Origin of the sequence: Octadecabacter sp. R77987, assembly GCF_042466115.1 — a bacterium.
In the GTDB taxonomy this organism is placed as follows: Bacteria; Pseudomonadota; Alphaproteobacteria; order Rhodobacterales; family Rhodobacteraceae; genus SW4.
The window spans coordinates 1-15,987 of the sequence record NZ_JAXHBQ010000001.1 but is presented as its reverse complement, the minus strand read 5'-3'; the positions used below and the strand labels follow the sequence as shown (position 1 = coordinate 15,987).

12 protein-coding genes are annotated in these 15,987 nt (G+C 61.3%); 2 read left to right on the top strand and 10 right to left on the bottom strand.

Annotation, left to right across the window (positions count from 1 at the left end):
- Window positions 1-90 precede the first annotated feature (90 nt).
- The 3 genes from SJY21_RS00060 to SJY21_RS00050 all read right to left on the bottom strand — a co-directional run bounded on the left by SJY21_RS00060 (window position 91) and on the right by SJY21_RS00050 (window position 5,098).
- Entirely contained in the window at window positions 91-3,579 is a 3,489-nt protein-coding gene (locus SJY21_RS00060) for an RTX toxin (protein WP_377504417.1), read from the bottom strand.
- A 144-nt stretch (window positions 3,580-3,723) separates the two neighbouring features.
- On the bottom strand, window positions 3,724-4,590 hold the full coding sequence (locus SJY21_RS00055) for a YihY/virulence factor BrkB family protein (RefSeq protein ID WP_377504414.1): 867 nt from the start codon (window positions 4,588-4,590) through the stop codon (window positions 3,724-3,726).
- Window positions 4,580-5,098 (bottom strand): D-galactarate dehydratase, encoded by a 519-nt coding sequence (locus SJY21_RS00050; RefSeq protein WP_377504411.1) that lies wholly within the window; start codon window positions 5,096-5,098, stop codon window positions 4,580-4,582. Before SJY21_RS00050 ends, SJY21_RS00055 begins: the two co-directional genes overlap by 11 nt.
- A gap of 85 nt (window positions 5,099-5,183) precedes the next feature.
- Here SJY21_RS00050 and moaA point away from each other — a divergent pair, with 85 nt between their 5' ends.
- On the top strand, window positions 5,184-6,188 hold the full coding sequence (gene moaA / locus SJY21_RS00045) for a GTP 3',8-cyclase MoaA (protein WP_377504408.1): 1,005 nt from the start codon (window positions 5,184-5,186) through the stop codon (window positions 6,186-6,188).
- Here the strand turns inward: moaA and SJY21_RS00040 are convergent.
- The 5 genes from SJY21_RS00040 to SJY21_RS00020 all read right to left on the bottom strand — a co-directional run bounded on the left by SJY21_RS00040 (window position 6,185) and on the right by SJY21_RS00020 (window position 11,946).
- A complete protein-coding gene (locus SJY21_RS00040; RefSeq protein WP_377504405.1) occupies window positions 6,185-6,787 on the bottom strand; it encodes an SAM-dependent methyltransferase in 603 nt (200 codons plus the stop codon). The genes moaA and SJY21_RS00040 overlap by 4 nt on opposite strands.
- Window positions 6,787-7,947 carry a M20 aminoacylase family protein gene (locus SJY21_RS00035; RefSeq protein WP_377504403.1) on the bottom strand — a complete coding sequence of 387 codons (1,161 nt, stop codon included), beginning with the start codon at window positions 7,945-7,947 and terminating at the stop codon, window positions 6,787-6,789. The genes SJY21_RS00040 and SJY21_RS00035 overlap by 1 nt, the downstream gene beginning before the upstream one ends.
- A gap of 55 nt (window positions 7,948-8,002) precedes the next feature.
- Complete coding sequence (locus SJY21_RS00030; RefSeq protein ID WP_377504400.1) at window positions 8,003-9,349, bottom strand: NAD(P)/FAD-dependent oxidoreductase; 1,347 nt, start codon at window positions 9,347-9,349, stop codon at window positions 8,003-8,005.
- Between the two features lie 36 nt (window positions 9,350-9,385).
- Window positions 9,386-10,666 (bottom strand): DUF3422 family protein, encoded by a 1,281-nt coding sequence (locus SJY21_RS00025; protein WP_377513076.1) that lies wholly within the window; start codon window positions 10,664-10,666, stop codon window positions 9,386-9,388.
- A gap of 113 nt (window positions 10,667-10,779) precedes the next feature.
- Window positions 10,780-11,946 carry a type III PLP-dependent enzyme gene (locus tag SJY21_RS00020; RefSeq protein WP_377504397.1) on the bottom strand — a complete coding sequence of 389 codons (1,167 nt, stop codon included), beginning with the start codon at window positions 11,944-11,946 and terminating at the stop codon, window positions 10,780-10,782.
- 316 nt (window positions 11,947-12,262) lie between these two features.
- On the opposite strand from SJY21_RS00020, the gene SJY21_RS00015 reads away from it, so the two are divergent.
- On the top strand, window positions 12,263-12,808 hold the full coding sequence (locus SJY21_RS00015) for a pseudouridine synthase (RefSeq protein ID WP_377504394.1): 546 nt from the start codon (window positions 12,263-12,265) through the stop codon (window positions 12,806-12,808).
- Window positions 12,809-13,096: 288 nt separating this feature from the next.
- Here SJY21_RS00015 and SJY21_RS00010 read toward each other — a convergent pair whose 3' ends face one another.
- Window positions 13,097-14,530, bottom strand: coding sequence for an NAD(P)(+) transhydrogenase (Re/Si-specific) subunit beta (locus tag SJY21_RS00010; RefSeq protein ID WP_377504391.1), 1,434 nt, complete (start codon window positions 14,528-14,530; stop codon window positions 13,097-13,099).
- Window positions 14,531-14,542: 12 nt separating this feature from the next.
- A partial coding sequence (locus SJY21_RS00005; RefSeq protein ID WP_377504388.1) for a Re/Si-specific NAD(P)(+) transhydrogenase subunit alpha occupies window positions 14,543-15,987 on the bottom strand: 1,445 nt, incomplete at its 5' end.

Genomic DNA, 15,987 nt, shown 5'->3' with positions numbered 1-15,987 from the left:
TCCCACGCTTTACCCCGATACTCTAATATTCTTGTTCTTGGGTCGTCTGTCGGGGGCGGTTCAGCACGCCGCCCCCAATGTTCTTGGTCCTTAGATTGTCGAGACGTTGATGCCCTGCTCGATGTAAAGTGTGCCGTCATCATCACCCATGGTGTAGATGTCATAGGTGGTGCCTTCGACGGTGGTCGAAGTGTTGGTATCGACCGCACCCGTGGCATTGACCTGATCATCAGTTCCACCACGCACATAAAGTTCGTTGGTGTTATCGGACAGCCCTTCAAGCTGGGCGGCGGTGATATTGAGAACCGCTGCCTCGTCAAAGGACAGGTCGATCATGCTGATGTCAAAGTCACCCAGATCGCCGCCAAGGTTCACGACAGCGTTGCCGCCGCCCTGATTGTCCACCTCGGTCACGACCAGTGTGGACCCTTCGTTGCCGTTGGCATCGGTTTCGGTGACGATCATGTTGGTGCCATCCGACAGGGCGGTGTCAAAGCCGAACAGCAGTTCGCTGCCCAGATCAAACCCTTCGCCCGCAGCGTGGGTCTGCGTGGCGTTGCCGTTGTCATCAATCGTCGCAACCGAAATCGCGTTTTCGCTATCGGTGACAAAGACGTTTTCCACCCCGTCCGGTGTGATCGTCAGCTTGTCGATCACCGGTGCTTCGGGGGCGGCTGTGTCGACCGCAAAGGTGTCGGTGATGGTGCTGGTGTTGCCCACGTGATCGGTCGCAAGGATCGACACGGTGGTTTCATATTCACCTGCCGGGATTTCACCGGCGGCAAAGTTCACGCTCCAGCTGCCGTTGGCGGCCACTGTCGCGGCGCGCGTCGTGCCTTCGAATGTGACCATGACCGTGGAACCGGCCTCGACCATCCCGTTCAGGGTGATGCCGTCGCTGGCTTCTGCGGCGCTGACAACATCGTTGCCTTCCACGGGGCCATCCGCCGTCAGTTGATTGACGATCGTGTCAATTTCGACGGTTGTGCTGATGGTATCGACGTTGCCCGCGGGATCGGTCGCCGTGGCCGTGACGGCCACATCGCTGTATTCACCGTTGGCGATCATCGCGTCGGTAAAGGTCGCGCTCCACTGGCCATTCGCGCCAGCAGTGACGGTGCGCATCGCACCACCCAGCGTGACCACCACGGACGATCCGGGTTCAACCGTGCCGGTAAGGACAACATTGCCAGCCGCATCGGCCGCACTGATGATCCCGTCTGCGGAAATATCGCCGCCGCTAAAGGCCAGATTGTCGACCTGCGTATCCACATGCACCACATCTGTGACCAGCTTGGTGTTGCCAGCCGCATCCGTGATTTGTGCGGTGATATCAGCGTCATATGTGCCGTTGGTGATCTCGTCACTGTAATAGGTCGTGGACCACTGGCCGTTCGGGCCAGCAAGGGCAAAGTGCTCCACCCCGTCCAGCGTCACCGTTACCATCAGGCCCGCCGTTGCGGTGCCGGAAATGACCACGCCATCGCTTTCTTCGACAAAGTTGATGACGTCATCGCCTTCGATGGGTGTCGCGCTCAGGGTCAGATCACCGGCGACTGTATCCACATGCACGCTTTCGGTGAGGCTCGATGTATTGCCCGCCGCGTCCGTGGCCGAGACAATCATGGATGTGGTGTAGTCGCCCGCCGGCAGGGTGCCTGCGGGGTAAGTGACCGTCCAGTTGCCTGCCGCGTCGACATTGGCGTTCATGTTCACGGTGCCCAGCTTGACCACCACTGTCGATCCGGGTTCAACGGCACCTGTGACGGTGATCGCCTGACCCACTTCGTTAAAGTTGACAACACCGTCGGCGCCACCAACCTGATCACTTGTGATATCAAGCTGGTTCACGAGCGTGTCCATCGTGACGCTGCCGGTCGTGGTGGCGGTGTTGCCCGCCAGATCGGTCGCGCTGACGGACACAGCCACATCGATTTCGCCCGTTGGCACATAGCTGGCAGCAAAGTCAGCCGACCATGCCCCGCCTGCGCCTGCGACAACCGTTTGTGTGCCGGTGCCAAAGTTTATCGTAACAGTCGCGCCCGGTTCAGCGGTGCCGTTCAATGTCACGCCATCGGCATGCTCAACCGCGTTGATCACGCCGTCCGCGCCCGCATCCGCACCACCAAAGGTAACGCTTGTTTCGGTATCAACTTCGAACGACATGGTCGTCGTCGCCGAGTTGCCGTTGGCATCCGTGGCAACGGCCGTGGCGGTGGCGGTGTATTCGCCACCATCCAAAGCGCCCGCTGGCATGTCCACGCTCCAGTTGCCCGCCGCATCGACAACCGCCGGAAGCGTGACCGCGCCCAGTGTCACCATCACGGTCGATCCGGCCTGCGCCGTGCCGTTCAGGGTGACGCCATTGCTGGCCTCGGATGCGTTGACGGTATTGTCGCCTTCAACCGCGTTACCCGAAAAGGCAACGCTCGTTTCGGTATCAATTTCAATGGTTTGCGTGATGCTGGTCGAGTTTCCATATGGATCGGTCGAGGTCGCCGTGACCCCCAGATCATATTCACCACCCGCAACGACGCCCGCGCCAACAACCAGTGTCCACGCAGTGCCCGTGACAACCGCATCATAGTCAACACCGTCGATTGTCACGACAACGCTTGATCCTTCTTCGGTCGTGCCGGTCAGAGTGAATCCGTCTGCGGCCTCGGCGGCGTTGATGATGCCGTCCCCTTCGACGGTGGATGTCTCAAAGCCAAGCCCTGCAACCGTATCAACGATCAAGACGTCGGTGGCGGTGCCGCTGCCGTTCTCGTTGGTGATCGTGACGGACACTTCGGTTTCATATTCACCTGGGAGGATTTCTTGGGGCGAGAAGATAACTTCCCATGTGCCGTCATCGGCAACTGTCGTGACCTGGGTCACGCCTGCAATCGTCACCTCGACGGTCGCACCCGGATCGCCCTCGCCGCCGATTTCAACACCATCTGCATGGTCGGCTTCGTTGACGAAATCGCCCGCGCCCTCGGTGCCGCCGGTCAGGGTAACCGTGGGCGCAGGGTTCGACCCGCCGCCACCGCCGCCACCCAGAATGACGCCGCCACCGACGACCGCGCCACCAATCCCAAGTGCGGACCCGATACCACCGATCCCGCCCAAAAGCGGTGCTGCCAGCATCCCGACTTCGTCGTCGCTGGCCGGATAGGCGCTTGCATCATAGGCGTCCGCCAGCTGAACATCCGCACCGCGGACAAAATACAAATCGTCGTCAGGGCTCCATTTGCCGAAATCATCTGCGGCAACATACTGCGCGTGATAAATCCCTGTGCCGTCCGCTGCCAGATCCACTTCGGCCATCTGGCCGTTTGCCGAAATGAACAGCTGGTTCTCGACCACACCTTCGGGGGAAAAGAACCCCTCGATGGTGATGACCGACCCGTCGATCAGGACGACATTCAATGCCTGCCCTTCGCGGCTGTAAGTTAGGATTTGGCCCTGATGAAGGTTAAGCGAGACATCCTGCCCCGCCCCCACAATCACTGAAGAAGACGCACCGCCCTCGCCAACAGAACCGCGCTGGATATTGCCCGCTGAATCACGGACAACGAAATCAATCGCTGACATATTACTCGCTCCGCCTCATGTGCGCGACTTTTCGCCACGCGTTTTTCATTACGAAGACGTTAACTTAGGTGATTCGCTTTTTCTAGGGGGAAAATTGCGGTGAAACACAACAATTATGCGCAAGGGGCACATTTTGGCGGTATTTTAGCCGATTGACGGGCCATCGGACGGCGTGTTTTTGCCGCGGACCCGTTCAAGCGCCACGTTCATGACCGCCCCCAACAAGATCAAATAGGCGCTGATATAAAGCCACATCAACAGCGCAATGACCGCACCGATTGAGCCGTAAACCTCGTTGTAACTACCGAAATTCGTCACATAGAGCGAAAACCCAGCCGAGGCCGCAAGCCATGCGACAACCACCAGCAATGCCCCCGGTGTAAGCCATGACGGACGCGCGCCGCGCCGGTTTGGCCCGTAACGGTAAAGCAATCCCAGCGCCGCCAAAAGTGACAGCAGCGCAACAATCCAGCGGATCACTTCCAGCAATTGTTCGGTTTCGGCCTGCAAAGGCAGCAATGCAATCGCAATAGGTGCGATCACAACCATGAACAGGGCGACAATGGCCATGCCGATCAGTGTCAGCGTCAGCAACAGGGCCACAAGGGCGTGACGCACCCCGCCACGATTGGGCGTGCCAAAAATCGCGTTCAACCCCAGGATCAGCGCGGCGACCCCTGCCCGCGCCGACCAAAGCGCGATCCCGAGCGACAGCAAGGTGGCCCACCCCAGCGTGCCGCTTTGGGTGTTCAAGAGGCTGTTCAACTGCGCCTCGAACAGCGCATATGCCCCCGTGGGCATGAATTCCGACAGCAGTTCAAGCTGGGAATAAACCACGGTCGGATCAGCCATCAGCCCGAATATGGCGATCAGCGCAGCCATCGCCGGAAACACCGCAAACAACCCGTAAAACGCGATCCCTGCGGAAATCAGCCCGACGTTCTGTTCGCCCGCTGTATCAATGAGCGCGCGGCCAAACCGCCAGACGCGGGGGAGGAAACTAGTTTGCAAAGACCAACAGTTCCGGCAGGCCGGTCAGGGGCGCTTCAAGCAGGCGCATGGCCGCAAGGCTGATCTGGCTACCCGACCCGACAGCTCCACCCGAAGGGCGCAATTCCACATTCACGGATTTTCCGTTCACCGGATATGCGACCCGCCCTGCCGTGACTTCACTGACCAGCGGCGTTTTCAACCAGATCCCCGGATCGGTGGGTGATCCCAGCGATGCAATCGTGCTGCCCAGCGCGCGTTCGCCCGCAGGTTCAACCGGTGCGGCCAATGCCTCGGCGCGGTTCTCGGCGGTTGTGGTATCAAACTGATCGACCGTGCGCGCCGTTGGTGGCGGCGGGGGTGGCGGTGTCGGATCAAGCGTCACAGGTTCGGGATCAGTGATCGCGGCCGCCGCATCTGCAGCAGCAGCATCAACCGCCCCGTCGCCGGGTGGCGCAAATATCCCCTGCAACGAAGGCGACGAACAGGCGCCAAGAAACAGCGCAAGAACAGGCACAAGTTTTTTCATGCCCTCAAGTTAAGGTGTCGCAATCGTGCTGACAATGGCCTGTTGTGCCCTTGCGCACGCCCTTGCCCAGACTTAGGTTCTGCCCATGGAAACGCCCCTGATCGACCCATTCGCCCGCGCAATCCGCTACCTTCGGGTTTCGGTGACGGACCGCTGCGATTTTCGCTGCGTCTATTGCATGTCCGAGAATATGACGTTCCTGCCCAAGAAGGACTTGCTGACGCTGGAAGAGCTTGACCGGCTATGCAGCACCTTTATCGGCCTTGGCGTGGAAAAGCTGCGCATCACGGGCGGCGAACCCCTTGTGCGGCGCGGGATCATGACCTTTTTCGATGCCATGTCGCGCCATCTGGACAGCGGTGCCCTGCGTGAATTGACGCTCACAACCAATGGCAGCCAGTTGGCGAAGTTTGCCGACGATCTTTATGCCGCCGGCGTGCGCCGCGTGAATGTGTCGCTTGATACGCTGGACGAGGGTAAATTTGCCGAAATCACCCGCTGGGGCCGCCTGCCCCAGGTGCTGAACGGCATTGATGCGGCCCAAAAAGCCGGCCTGCGGGTCAAGATCAACACTGTTGCGTTAAAGGGCTTTAACGAGGACGAGTTGTTCACCTTGCTGGACTGGTGCGCGACCCGCGACATGGACCTGACCTTTATCGAGGTGATGCCCATGGGCGATATCGGCAACGAGGATCGCATCACGCAATACTGGTCGCTTGATGACCTGCGCGCGACCATGGCGCAGCGGTTTACCCTGACCGATCTGCCGCTGAATACCGGCGGGCCTGCCCGCTATGTCGAAGTGGCTGAAACCGGCCAGAAGGTCGGGCTGATCACGCCCATGACCCATAATTTCTGCGAAAGCTGCAACCGCGTGCGCATCACCTGCACCGGTGAAATCTACACCTGCCTTGGGCAGGACGGGCACAGCGACCTGCGCGCCCCGCTGCGCGCCTCGGATGACAACACTGTGCTGGAAAACGCGATCCGCGCCGCGATTGCCCTGAAACCCAAGGGCCACGATTTCGACTATTCACGCCAAAGCGTCGACGGCAAGGTTGCCCGCCACATGAGCCATACAGGCGGTTAACGCGCGCCCGGTTTCGTCGCCACCAGATCAATCAAGGCGGATTTGCCGCTGTGACCGCGCCCCTCTTGCACGTCACGTTCATAACTGGCGAGCCGTTCAATCTGCCAACCGGCAAAGGCATCGCGCAGCAGGGTTTCGGTATACATATTGGCCGCATCCGGTGGGCCACCGGTGCCAAGCGCGACTTGTTCGGGGCGATAGCCGTGCAGGGCGATGCGCCCGCCTGACCGTATGGCCGCCTGCATGTCGGCGAATTGCTGTGCGCGAAATTCAGGGTTGGCAAACTGGATGAAGATACCGACGACCAGATCGTATTGGCCGCGCCAATCGAATGCGGCCCAGTCCGAAACACGCGCATCCAGCGCCACGCCATGCTGCGCGGCCAGATCATTGGCGCGCGCCACGGCCGTGGGTGAGCCATCAAATGCCGTGACGCGCAGCCCGTTGCGCGCAAGGTGAACGGCATTGCGCCCCTCGCCGTCAGCAACACAGAGCGCAGTTTCACATTCCCCCACAACCCACTGATTTTCCGTCAGAAATCCAGCCGGAGCCGTGCCGAACAAATAGCCGTTTTCCTGTGAATAGCGGTCTTCCCACATCACAAAGGCATCCGCTGTTCAGCGATCCCGACCCACCAGCTGCATCCGGCGGGGATCGCATCGTCGTTGAAATCATAGGCAGGGTGATGCACCGGCGCAGTGTCGCCATTGCCAACCAGAATATAAGCGCCCGGGCGTTCCTGCGCCATAAAGGCGAAATCCTCGCCGCCCATGATCAGGGGCGCATCATCGCATTGGCCGGACACCGAGCGCGCCACGTCAGCGGCAAAACCCGTCTGCGCGTCGGCGTTGACCATCACCGGATAGCCGCGCCGGTAATCGACCGTTGCCGTGGCACCAAAGACCTGCGCCGTCAGGTCCGCGATGTCCTGCACACGGCGTTCGGCCATGTCCTGCATATCATGATCCAACGTGCGCACGGTGCCGCGCAGGTGCACGCGCTGGGGGATCACGTTATGGGCCTTGGTGTCGGTTTCAAAGGACGTGACCGACACCACCAGTTGTTTGACTGGATCGGCGTTGCGGCTGGCGATGGTTTGCAGCGCAATCACGATTTGCGCGGCGACCACGGTCGTATCAATCGCATCATGGGGTTTGGCCGCATGGCCGCCCTTGCCCTCGACGATGATGTCGAACTGATCGGCGGCGGCAAAGAACGGCCCCGGCCGGATCGCAAATTTGCCGGTGGGCACGCCGGGCCAGTTGTGCATGCCGTAAACCTCCTGAATGGCGAAACGGTCCATCAGGCCGTCATCGCACATTTCCTTGCCGCCCCCGCCGCCTTCTTCGGCGGGCTGGAAAATCACGATAACTGTGCCGTCGAACTGTCTGGTTTCACACAGATATTTCGCAGCGCCCAGCAGCATGGATGTGTGCCCGTCATGGCCACATGCATGCATCGCACCATTGGTTTTGCTGGCATAATCCAGCCCCGTGGCTTCGTGGATGGGAAGTGCATCCATATCGGCGCGCAAGCCTATGACTTTGTTCGATTTATTGATCTTTCCCTTGATCACGCCGCAAACACCCGTGCGCCCCATACCGGTGACGACCTCGTCGCAGCCAAAAGCGCGCAGTTTCTGTTCGACAACCGCGCTGGTGCGGTGGGTGTCAAACAGGATTTCAGGGTGTTCGTGCAGGTCGCGCCGCCAAGCGGTGATTTCAGGCAGCAGGTCGGCAAAGCGGTTCTTGACGGGCATTTTGGCCTCCGGTTGGTTGGCGTGATCCTGTCCCATCCCCGCCGCCGCCACAAGGTCAGAGGTTGGGGCCGGTTTGCAGTTTTGACCCATCCGAGAACCGCGACAGGCGAAAGCGTGACATGTCATCGCCCAGATCATCGCCCGCGACCATATCGGCCAACACGCGACCAAATCCGGGGCCAATGCCAAAGCCATGACCGCACATTCCCGTGGCGATGATCAACCCGGGAATGGCGGCGGCATGATCCACAACCGGCACCATATCGGGCAGGGAATCGATCATCCCCGCCCACGCGGTATTTACGCTGACATCGCCCGCGTCTGGAAAGGTCTGCGCGAAAAGGCGCGTCAGTTCGGCCACCTTGCGCGCGTTCGGCGCGGGGTTTAGCACGCGCATGTTTTCAAAGGGGGTCACATCCGTGTCGGCCCATTTACGCGCCGTGCCCCAGGCATCGGGGTATCCGCGGGGTGCTGCGGGGCGATAGGCCGTGCCCATCGGATCGGCCCAGATTTGCGGCAGGTAGCGGCGCAGGGCGCGAAAGGCGTCCGGCCCCACGAACATCTCGTGAAAGCCTTCGGGGGCAAGTGAAAACCCGCCATCTTCGCGGCGGCGAAACGCAAAGCGGTGATCGACTGCGCCGCCGTCATACACATCGGGCAAGGGATCGGTCGCCGTCACAGTTGCGCGCACGGACAGTTGCGGGATGGAAATGCCATGGCGGCGCAAGAACAGCGAGGACCACGCCCCGCCCGCCAGCACCACCTTTTCGCAGGCAATCGTGCCGCGTTCGGTGACAACGCCGCTAACCCTGCCCGCCGCGCGATCCAACCCCCGCGCCGCGCAGTTTTCAACGATCTGCACACCGTCACGCACGGCCGCGCGGGCCAGTGCCGGCACGGCCACCCAAGGTTCGGCGCGCAAATCGCTTGCCGTCCACATCGCGCCGGCCCACGTGTGGCGCGCATCGGGGATCTTCGCGGCAACCTGTGCCGAGCTGAGTAGCTCGGTATCCAGACCGTGTTCGCGGGCATAGGGCATCCAAGCCGCAAACCGCGCCATTTCGGCGGCGTCTTTCGCCAGATACAACGTGCCGGTCTGGCGCAAGCCAATCTCGGCCTGCACCTGCGGGTCCAGATCGCGCCAGTGCCGGTTCGCCTCGATCATCACCGGCAATTCTGCCGGATCGCGGCCCTGCTGGCGGATCCAGCCCCAGTTGCGGCTGGACTGTTCGCCCGCCACACGGCCCTTTTCCAGCACGACCGCGCGCAGCCCCTTTTTCGCAGCAAACCACGCGGTCATCACACCGATCACCCCGCCACCAATCACCACAAGATCCGCAGTTGGAGGCAGCGGTCCTGCGTGTTCCACGGGGTTGTTTTCAGAGATCGGGAAAGGGGTCATTGCACCATGTTAGCAAGGCGCGCGGGGCAGGCAAGCCTAATGCATCGCCTTTCGGATACGGCGCACACCCCACCACACAGCGCCAATCACCAGCGGCGTCACCAGCGCCGTCAGCATCCCCTTGGACAGGTCCAGCGCGCTGGCCAGCGGATAGGCCATATAGGCCACAAGGTTCACGCCGTAATAGCTGATCGCAACCACGCTCAGCCCCTCGACAGTGGTTTGCAAACGCAGTTGCATATCGGCGCGTCTGTCCATTGACGCAAGCAGGGTCTGACTTTGCGCCGAGCGTTCCACATCGACCCGCGTGCGCAACAAATCGCCCGCGCGCAGGGCACGATCCGACATGGCTTGCAGGCGCGCCTGCGTTGACGTGACTGTGCGCATGGCCGGATCAAACCGGCGCATCATGAATTCGGCAAATGTCTGGCGACCCCGAAAGCGATCTTCGCGCAGCACGGCGATACGCTGGTTGACGATGGTTTCATAGGCCGCGGTGGCCGTGAACCGAAAGCTGGTCGTATGAACGATGCTTTCCAGTTCGGCGGCGATGTGCAAAAGCGCGCCAAGGGTGTCCTCGGGGCGCGACAGGGCACCGGACATATCCCCGACAAGGGCGGTCAGCCGGTCATCCAATTCGCCCAGCCGCGGCCCCAGGTCGCGCGCGCGCGCCAAGCCCAGCATAGACATGGCCTTATAGGTCTCGATCTCGCAGATGCGCTGTACGACACGGCCGACACGGCGGTCGCCTGCCCCGTCACGGGCAAAGATCGCAAATCGCATGTGGCCTGCCGGATCAATGCGAAAATCACCGGCGATCACCAGTTGATCCTCAAGCACCCGCGATATGGCAAGGCTTTCGGGCACGAACCAGTCGCGCGCCTTGTCGGTGATCGCGGTGTCGTCGTTTTCACGCTCAATGCGGATCAACGCGGATGTGATGCGCACCCCGGGCGCTGTTTCCAGCCAGTCCTGCGGAAAGACGCCAAAGGTTGCGGCATCGAACGGGCGGTCGGCAATGCCTTCACCAAACAGGGTATAGGTGACGAATTCTGTGTGGCTTTCCCATTTCAGGAAATGCTTGCCCAGCTGACCGGAATAATGCGTGGCATCGGGCTGCGGGTGCGCGGCGCCATAGCGATCCAGCAGGTCCAGAAGATGCGCACGATCAAGGGCGCGGTCGCGCCCCGCGCCGTTCTGCGCAGGCTTGATCGCCAAATAGGCCGCACGGCTGGGTGCGCCGACCGTCGGAAACGGGCGGGCGTGCAATTCGTTGGCCAGCTGGTAGCGCAAGGGGTGATCTGTGATCGGCATCAGGCGTCCTGTCATTTCACGCCACCCTAGCCAAAAACCGCCCCCTGTAAACCTGAATAATCGTTCCACCCCAAAGGGTTAGCGGCACACGATTGTATACCGTGCACCGCCCTTTGTCAGATGACCATCACGTCAAGCGGCGGGAAGCCGTTGAATCCAACCGAAGAATAGGCGCTGGTATAGGCGCCGGTATTGCGGATCAGCACCCGATCACCGGCTTGCAGCGACATCGGCAGCATGACGGGGCGCTTTTCGTAAAGCACATCAGCGCTGTCACAGGACGGACCTGCCATGATGCAGGGGCCGGTTACATCGCCATCGCGGGGCGTGACAAATTCATAGCGGATCGCCTCGCCCTCGGTTTCGGCCAGACCGGAAAAGCGGCCGATATCCAGGTAAACCCAGCGGTGCATGTCGCGGGCCGATTTGCGGCTGACCAGCAGGCATTCCGCAACGATCAACCCGGCCTCGGCGACCAGCCCGCGACCGGGTTCGGCCATCACGCGGGCCACCTTGCCAAAACGCGCATCGACCTGCGCCATGACACCAGCGGCATAGGTGGTGGGGGCCTCGATTGCTTCGCCGTAGAACGCGGGGAAACCGCCGCCGATGTTCAGCACGCTTAGGTCGTGACCCGCAGCAATCGCCGCATGCCAGATGCCCGCCATCACATCCAGCGTCACGCCCCACATGGACGATTTGCGGGTTTGCGAGCCGACGTGGAACGAGAACCCGACAGGGCGCAGCCCGATCATCGCCGCGTGGTCCAGCAAGGCAAGCGCCATGTCACGATCACAACCAAACTTGCGCGACAGGGGCCAGTCGGCCTCGGATGTTTCAACGATCAAACGGATGTAAACCTGCGCGCCCGGCGCATGGGCGGCGATCTTGTCCAGCTCGGCTTCGGCGTCGGCGGCGAACAGATCAATGCCAGCCGCATGGGCGAATGCAATGTCGCTGGAGCGCTTCACAGTGTTGCCAAAGCTGATGTGTTCAGGATGTGCACCCAACGACAGGCACAATTCAATCTCGCCGCGCGAGGCTGCATCAAAGTGGCTGCCCAACCCCACAAGTGTCGAAATGATCTCGCGGGTGGGGTTTGCCTTGACGGCATAGTGAATGTCGGCGTGGCCCAGACCGGCCTTGAGCGCGCGATATTGCAGCGCCACACGGGCCGGATCAATCAACAGCGTCGGGCGATCCACCACGACGGTCGCGGCAAAGGCTTCAAGGCGCGAGGGAACAGGAACGGACGCCGCAGCGTCAGCGAAATGCAGTGTCATGGTCATCTCCAATAAGACCCGGCCATCTATGACCGCTCACTTCCAAAAGGAGACGTTACCGTCGCTGCATAAACACATCTTCGACCGAGGCCAGAGGCGCGTGCGTTGGCGTCTGTAAGCGCGCATATCGGGCCAAACTTTGAGTCGCGCAAGTAAATAATTCGCACAGTGAAAAATAATTCCGCAGCCCTCTCATCTTGCCACAAATATCCGCGGGGGTGAATTGGCGGCACGCCAAGAGGGGGCAAGGCCCCCGGCCCGCCCGCCGCAGGCGCAAGGCTTGCTAATCGCGCACTTGGCCCGCTATTTGCACCCCATGACGACGATCCTGTTCAACAAACCCTACGGCGTGCTGTGCCAATTCACCGACACGCGCAGCCCCACCGAACGCCCCACACTGTCAGGCTTCGGGCTGCCCGCGGGCGTCTATCCGGCGGGGCGGCTGGATCGCGACAGCGAAGGGCTGCTGATCCTCACGGACGACGGGCGCGAACAGGCGCGGATTGCCGACCCGAAACACAAGATGGCGAAAACCTATCTGGTGCAGGTCGAAGGTGCTCCCGATGAGGACGCGCTGACCCCGCTGCGCAGCGGTATGACCCTCAAGGACGGGCCAACCCGCCCCGCGCAGGCCCGCCTGATCGCCCCGCCCACGCTATGGCAGCGCGACCCACCCGTGCGGTTTCGCAAATCCGTGCCCGATACATGGCTGGAAATCACCATCCGCGAAGGGCGCAACCGGCAGGTGCGGCGCATGTGCGCCGCCATCGGCTTTCCCTGCCTGCGGCTCGTGCGCTGGCGTGTGGGGGATTGGACGGTTGAGGGCATTGAGAGCGGAACCTGGGTTCGTTTGGATCACTAGGCCACGTCGGCTTTGCGGACGAAGTGGGCGTTGGTGTTGAGCCGTGTCATCGCCTGTCCGCGGGGAGGCGACGCAGCTTAAGTTTTCAGGCACTTTATTTCTACGCCTTGGAAAGACCTCACTACATAGCGCCAAGACCAGCCTAATCGCCTGCCCGGTGGGGCGGACAGGCGATGGCACGGCGGACTGCGCCCTTGATTCCGTGCCGTGCCGCTTGGTCCGCTTCGGGCTCAAAGCGGACTTCCTGCAAGAAAAGGCCCCGCCAGTTTTGGCGAGGCTTTTCGTTACTCAATCAATCATCGGCAATAGCTTATCCAAGCTTGCCTTGGCGTCACCATAGAACATCCGTGTGTTCTCCTTGAAAAACAGCGGGTTTTCGATGCCGGAATAGCCAGTGCCTTGCCCGCGTTTGGACACAAACACCTGCTTGGCCTTCCAGCATTCCAGCACCGGCATGCCGGCGATGGGGCTGTTGGGATCGTCCTGTGCGGCGGGGTTCACGATGTCGTTGGACCCGATCACGATGGCCACGTCGGTATTGGGGAAATCTTCGTTGATTTCGTCCATCTCCATGACGATGTCATAGGGCACCTTGGCCTCGGCCAGCAGCACGTTCATATGGCCGGGCAAGCGCCCCGCGACGGGGTGGATCGCGAAGCGCACGTTCTTGCCCTTGGCACGCAGTTTGCGGACCAGTTCAGCCACGCCCTGCTGCGCTTGCGCGACGGCCATTCCGTAGCCGGGGATGATGATGACGCTGTCGGCCTCGTTCAAGGCCGCGGCCACGCCATCAGCCTCAATCGCGACCTGTTCGCCCTCGACTTCCATCTGCGGGCCAGCCGCGCCGCCAAAGCCGCCCAAAATCACCGAAACGAAACTGCGGTTCATCGCCTTGCACATGATGTAGGACAGGATCGCACCGGAGGAGCCCACCAACGCGCCGACCACTATCAGCAGATCGTTGCCAAGGCTAAAGCCGATGGCAGCTGCCGCCCAGCCGGAGTAGCTGTTCAGCATCGACACCACGACGGGCATGTCCGCGCCGCCGATGCCCATGATCAGGTGGTAGCCGATGAACAAAGCCGCCAGCGTCATCAGGAACAGCGGGAAAAAAGCGCCACTGTTGAAATACCAGATCAGGCAAAGCAGCGAAATCGCCGCCGCGGCCGCGTTCAGCACATGCCCGCCGGGCAGTTTTTTCGCAGCTGAATCAACGCGCCCCGCCAGTTTGCCATAGGCAATGACGGACCCGGTAAAGGTGATTGCACCAATGAAGATACCAAGGAACAGTTCAACCCGCAGGATGCTGATTTCCACGCCGTCCTTGTGGGCCAGCAGGGCCGCGAAGCCGTCAAGGGCTACACGTTCGTCGCCTGTCATGCCCAGCACACGGGTCAGTTCGATATGGGCGATCAAGCCGACAAACACCGCCGCAAGGCCCACAAGGCTGTGCATCGCCGCGACCAGTTCGGGCATCTGCGTCATCTGCACCCGTGTGGCCAGCTGATAGCCGATGGCCCCGCCACCCGCGATCAGCAGGATCGACAGCAGCCAATAGCCCGCCCCCGGCCCGACCAGCGTGGCCGCCACGGCCAAAGCCATACCGACAATACCATACCAGACCGCGCGTTTCGCGCTTTCCTGTCCCGAAAGACCGCCCAGCGAGAGGATGAAAAGAACCGCTGCGACCACATAAGCCGCTGTTGTGAAACCGAATTCCATTGATCCGCCCCCTTAGGATTTCTGGAACATGGCGAGCATCCGCCGTGTGACCAGGAAACCGCCGAAAATGTTGATGCCCGTCATGAACACTGCCAGTGCGGCCAGCAGGATCACCAGAAATGACCCCGATCCGATCTGCATCAGCGCGCCGAGGATGATGATTGACGAGATCGCGTTGGTCACGGCCATCAGCGGGGTGTGCAGGCTGTGTGCCACGCCCCAGATGACCTGAAAGCCGACGAACACCGCCAGAACGAAGACGATAAAATGCTGCATGAAGCTGGCAGGGGCCACAAGGCCGACCCCCAGCAACAGCGCCGCACCCACGGCCAGCAAAGTGACCTGATTGCGGGTCTGTGCCTTGAAGGCGGCGATTTCGTTTGCGCGCTTTTCTTCGGCTGTCAGTTCGACAACGGCCGCCTTGGGCTTGGCCGCGATGGCCTGCACCTTGGGCGGGGGTGGCGGGAATGTGATCTCGTGTTTGAACGCCACCGTTGCGCCGCGGATCACATCATCTTCCATGTCGTGATTGATCTGTCCGTCCTTTTCGGGGGTCAGGTCGGTCATCATGTGGCGGATGTTGGTGGCATAAAGCGTGGATGCCTGCGCGGCCATGCGCGACGGGAAATCGGTGTAACCAATGATGGTCACGCCGTTGTCGGTGACGATCTTTTCGTCCGCAACGGTCAGCTTGCAGTTGCCGCCCTTTTCCGCGGCCAGATCGACAATCACCGATCCGGGCTTCATCGCCGCGACCATATCGGGCGTCCACAGTTCGGGCGCTTCGCGGTTGGGGATCAGCGCCGTGGTGATGACGATGTCCACTTCGGGGGCCAGCTCGCGGAACTTGGCAAGCTGTGCCTCGCGGAATTCGGGGGATGACACGGCGGCGTAGCCACCCGTGGCCGCGCCATCCTGCTGTTCTTCCTCGAAATCAAGGAACACGAACTCGGCGCCCATGCTTTCGACCTGTTCGGCCACTTCGGGGCGCACATCGAAGGCATAGGTGATCGCGCCGAGGCTAGTGGCCGTGCCGATCGCGGCCAATCCGGCGACACCTGCACCGACCACCAGAACCTTGGCCGGGGGCACCTTGCCCGCCGCCGTGATCTGGCCGGTAAAGAAACGGCCGAAATTGTTGCCCGCCTCGATCACGGCGCGATAACCGGCGATATTGGCCATGGAGGACAGCGCGTCCATCTTTTGCGCGCGACTGATGCGCGGCACCATTTCCATGGCGATCACGTTGGCGCCCTTGGATTTGGCCGATTTCATGCCTGCATCATTGGCCGCAGGGTTGAAGAAGGAAATCAGCGTCTGGCCGTCGCGCAGCCGTTTCATTTCGGTCGCATCGGGCTGGCGCACCTTGGCGACGATATCGGCGGCTTTCCACAGGGCGGCGGCGGTTTTCACCACGGAAACGCCCGCGTCCTTATAGGCCTTGTCCGAGAAACCGG

Excerpts from the sequence above, each read along its gene's own strand:
- SJY21_RS00015 (WP_377504394.1), top strand. The coding sequence starts at position 12,263 with ATGACGACGATCCTGTTCAACAAACCCTACGGCGTGCTGTGCCAATTC.
- moaA (WP_377504408.1), top strand. The coding sequence starts at position 5,184 with ATGGAAACGCCCCTGATCGACCCATTCGCCCGCGCAATCCGCTACCTT.
- SJY21_RS00050 (WP_377504411.1), bottom strand. The coding sequence starts at position 5,098 with ATGAAAAAACTTGTGCCTGTTCTTGCGCTGTTTCTTGGCGCCTGTTCG.
- SJY21_RS00020 (WP_377504397.1), bottom strand. The coding sequence starts at position 11,946 with ATGACACTGCATTTCGCTGACGCTGCGGCGTCCGTTCCTGTTCCCTCG.
- SJY21_RS00010 (WP_377504391.1), bottom strand. The coding sequence starts at position 14,530 with ATGGAATTCGGTTTCACAACAGCGGCTTATGTGGTCGCAGCGGTTCTT.
- SJY21_RS00040 (WP_377504405.1), bottom strand. The coding sequence starts at position 6,787 with ATGTGGGAAGACCGCTATTCACAGGAAAACGGCTATTTGTTCGGCACG.
- SJY21_RS00035 (WP_377504403.1), bottom strand. The coding sequence starts at position 7,947 with ATGCCCGTCAAGAACCGCTTTGCCGACCTGCTGCCTGAAATCACCGCT.
- SJY21_RS00030 (WP_377504400.1), bottom strand. The coding sequence starts at position 9,349 with ATGACCCCTTTCCCGATCTCTGAAAACAACCCCGTGGAACACGCAGGA.
- SJY21_RS00060 (WP_377504417.1), bottom strand. The coding sequence starts at position 3,579 with ATGTCAGCGATTGATTTCGTTGTCCGTGATTCAGCGGGCAATATCCAG.